Below are 3,543 nucleotides of genomic sequence, written 5' to 3' on the forward strand. Positions count from 1 at the left end.
TGATGCTCGCCTAATATAGCCTGCTGTATTATTTTCGTTAGGTGGAGCATAACGATTAATAATGGTTTTAATGGTATTTAAACCATATTTTTTTTGGTACGTTTGTAATAATTTGTAGATAGCTCGTATTCCATATTCAGGTGAAATAAATTGGCAAAAATCGTTATCTGTTTGCTCTATGGATAATCCTTTCCATTTCGAGCCGTGCCGAATATTACCAGGGTTATTATTACGCACACCTCGTACTTTTTTAGCCATTTGTAACTCCTGCTCTTCCTTTAAGGAGTTTACTCACGGGATCTACTCCGACATAACCAATAAACACACTGGCTAAGTAAGCAAACTCATGATTAATATTAAATAAAATTAGAATATCTTTAAACCAAGCAAACATTGCACACATCAGCCCAGCTAGGGAGGCTGATATTCTTTATTCTTTCATTGTTTCTCATGGCTTACCTCCAGTAGGAGGAACTGTAATAAATAATATACTCATCCACCGTACTTAAATTTAAGTACTGTTTTAACATAAGTATGGTTATGTTTTATTTATCTAATAAGCTAAATGGCGGGTATATAATATCATTACATCAGTAATTGAGAGTGAATCTACTGCTTTAACTGTTTTTACATCACTTAATACAATGCTTTTTGGTGGAAAATATTTAGGTAAATTTGCTCGTCTCATTTAATACTCCTTTTGATTTCCTATCACGACTCATTGATCATCCATGTATCACGGCATGGCATTTATGTATCTAAATTCCCCCGCATTTTATAGCGTTACCTTAACGTGATTTTTACTTACCACTCTTATATCGGTTTATTTAGTTAACCCTCACACTTTTATTAACCAATGGTTAATGTTATATCTTAACCAAGATAACGTCAAGCAGCAAAGGAATTTAACCAATGGTTAATTATGATAATAAAACAGAGTTCACAAAAAGGCTTCAAGAAGCTTGCTTAGATTCAGGAATTGCAGGTCGCGGAGTCGGTAAAAGAATTATAGATGCACTTGCTGAACAAGGGATAAAAGTCAGTGCTCCCGCAGTGTGGAAATGGTTAAATGGTGAATCAATTCCTGACCCAACAAATATTTTAGCACTAAGCCAATGGTTAGATGTTCGAGCAGAATGGTTAGAATATGGGCGCGGAGCTAAAAAAAATGATGGTATCTCAGTCAGTGAAATGACAAGGGTTGACGAGTGGGATAATAATACGCCCATAGAACGCGATGAAGTCGAAATCCCCTTCTATACCACTATTGAATTAGCAGCAGGTTTCGGAAGTTGTACCACTGATAATCAGAAGGTGGAATTATTGAGATTTTCTCGTTCAACATTTAACCGTTATGGTGTGCAGCCGAGTGATGCGGTTGCCTTTAAAGTCCACGGAGACAGCATGTCTCCTGTTATTCCTGATGGTTCAATTGTCACTATCAGTACAGGACATACGAAAATTGTTGATGGCGGTATTTATGCTATTCAACAAGGTGACCTTTTGAGAGTCAAAATTTTACATCGACTCCCTAATAATACCATTATCATCCGTAGTTATAATACAATTGATTACCCAGATGAGCGTTCTACATTAGAAGAAGTGAAAATTTTAGGGCGAGTATTTAATTGGTCCGTGATGGGTTGGTGATCGTGATAGGTAGATGATTTTAGTAGTACACAAAAAATGCCACAATCTTTTTTTGTGGTATTTTTTTAATGCATATCCATTTATATTAAAATTTGCCCAAGAAAAAACCCGCTACCTCTTACGAGATAACGGGTTCTTATATGGTGCCGGCTACCGGAGTCGAACTGGTGACCTACTGATTACAAGTCAGTTGCTCTACCAACTGAGCTAAGCCGGCTAATTCTGGCGGAAGGATAGAGATTCGAACTCTAGGATGGTTTCCCATCGGCGGTTTTCAAGACCGCTGCCTTCAGCCACTCGGCCATCCTTCCATAGCGCGGAATTATGCCTATCTCTGACCTCGCTGTCTAGCTCCGATTGTAAAAAAAATGGATTTTTTGGTTTGTTTGCTCAAAGTTCATCCGAATATCCCTTTTAAATAGATAACCTGTTAATATAATGGCTGAATAATGGTGATTGTTTATTCAATTTATCTATTTTTAATTACATTGTCTCTTAAAGGCTCGCAAACTGAATGCGTACATTGAACCAACTCAAGCCAAATACAACTAACTCGCTTATATGCCCTGTTTCTTCTTTTTTATGGTCATATCACTTTTTTTCTATACGCTTACAGTTTATTTTTGATGTTTTGGCTAGATAGCAAAAAAGAACGCTATCAATAATACAACTCACAAATTCGCTCGACAGGTTGAAGATTACCGTTATCACTCTAACCAACTTTTTCAGTTATCAAATAAAATAACCGATACCTCGGCATTCCCTATATTGAAACTTAATCCAATAAAGTTACGTTCTGATGTATTTTGGCTAGAGGGGCGAGACCAAACCGTAGATTCCATTGTATTTGGTAAACCCAATGAGCAAACCTTTCAGTTAGCGCAACGATTTGCAAATTCACTCGAAATTCTTTGGGGTGTACGTAATGATTACAGTTCACTTTATTATCTAAATGGCAAAGGGAATGATCTTATCTTAATTACGACCCATTCGGTGCTTAAGCCAGAGATCCGTTACAAAGAAAGCTATTTAACATTAACCGCGGAAAATAAGCGTTCTGAGTTATTAATGCAATCAACGGCATTAGATGAAAAAGAAAGTCTTTCTCCCATTAGGAAGATGTCTACGGAAAACATCTATTACTACACTTATCGTATTATGTTTAATGTGCCGGGTCAGTTAACCAGCGTAGTGGCGTTTGATTTACCAATCAATAATTTCTTGCCTTCAGAGCTCTCTCCGCACTACTTAAGATTACTTCCAACAGGTCAGCAATCTGTTTATGACAAGAATAACATTGAAATATCAACTGATGGCTCTTCACTGATTTTCTCTCAACCGATTATCGGGATCCCATATTCACTCTCTTATGAATATCCGATAAAATCGATGGTAAAAGAAATTGCCTACAAAAATATTTGGTTATTAATCAGCCTATTGGCATTTATTTCTATCTCCGTCTTTGGTCATATCTATATCCGTAATAAATACGTTTTTCCCTTATATCTCTATGACCCGTAATCTACGGATCAAAGAAGAAATGACAAATGACATCATTTCAAATCTCCCGATAGGATTATTAGTCTATAATTTTTCCTCTAACCATAAGATTATTAGTAATAGTCATGCAGAAAAATTACTGCCTCATATCGATTTATCTAAGATCCGTCAGATGGCGGTTGAGCACAATGGTTTAATCCAAACGGCCATCAACAACGAAATTTATGAAATAAGAACAAGTAATAACAACAATATTGACAATACATCATTATTCATATTTCTGAATAAAGATAACGGTTGAGCACAATGGTTTAATCCAAACGGCCATCAACAACGAAATTTATGAAATAAGAACAAGTAATAACAACAATATTGACAATACATCATTATTCA

General features: G+C 36.1%; 5 protein-coding genes, 2 tRNA genes and 1 pseudogene. 3 read left to right on the forward strand and 5 right to left on the reverse strand.

Annotated elements, in window-relative coordinates:
* The 3 genes and pseudogenes from BHE89_RS12430 to BHE89_RS12440 all read right to left on the reverse strand — a co-directional run.
* Positions 1-258, reverse strand: a pseudogene (locus tag BHE89_RS12430) (structural protein); the annotation flags it as partial.
* A complete protein-coding gene (locus BHE89_RS12435; protein WP_077885100.1) occupies positions 251-403 on the reverse strand; it encodes a phage holin family protein in 153 nt (50 codons plus the stop codon). The gene BHE89_RS12435 and the pseudogene BHE89_RS12430, both read right to left, overlap by 8 nt.
* Positions 404-553: 150 nt before the next feature.
* Positions 554-688: a hypothetical protein gene (locus BHE89_RS12440; protein ID WP_282744743.1), complete on the reverse strand. Its 135-nt coding sequence runs from the start codon at positions 686-688 to the stop codon at positions 554-556.
* A 224-nt stretch (positions 689-912) separates the two neighbouring features.
* On the opposite strand from BHE89_RS12440, the gene BHE89_RS12445 reads away from it, so the two are divergent.
* On the forward strand, positions 913-1,650 hold the full coding sequence (locus tag BHE89_RS12445; RefSeq protein ID WP_069368016.1) for a LexA family transcriptional regulator: 738 nt from the start codon (positions 913-915) through the stop codon (positions 1,648-1,650).
* Positions 1,651-1,791: 141 nt separating this feature from the next.
* On the opposite strand, the gene BHE89_RS12450 is transcribed toward BHE89_RS12445, so the two are convergent.
* Both BHE89_RS12450 and BHE89_RS12455 read right to left on the reverse strand, forming a co-directional pair.
* Positions 1,792-1,867 (reverse strand) — tRNA-Thr (locus BHE89_RS12450).
* A gap of 6 nt (positions 1,868-1,873) precedes the next feature.
* Positions 1,874-1,961: transfer RNA gene (locus BHE89_RS12455), tRNA-Ser, on the reverse strand.
* 457 nt (positions 1,962-2,418) lie between these two features.
* Here BHE89_RS12455 and BHE89_RS25665 point away from each other — a divergent pair.
* Positions 2,419-3,171 (forward strand): hypothetical protein, encoded by a 753-nt coding sequence (locus BHE89_RS25665; RefSeq protein ID WP_286146098.1) that lies wholly within the window; start codon positions 2,419-2,421, stop codon positions 3,169-3,171.
* The gene (locus BHE89_RS25670) at positions 3,161-3,451 is read left to right on the forward strand and encodes a hypothetical protein (RefSeq protein WP_286146099.1); all 291 of its coding nucleotides are present in this window, start codon (positions 3,161-3,163) and stop codon (positions 3,449-3,451) included. Before BHE89_RS25665 ends, BHE89_RS25670 begins: the two co-directional genes overlap by 11 nt.
* The last annotated feature ends 92 nt before the right edge of the window (positions 3,452-3,543 follow it).

Origin of the sequence: Shigella sp. FC1967, assembly GCF_001743005.1 — a bacterium.
Taxonomy (GTDB): domain Bacteria; phylum Pseudomonadota; class Gammaproteobacteria; order Enterobacterales; family Enterobacteriaceae; genus Proteus.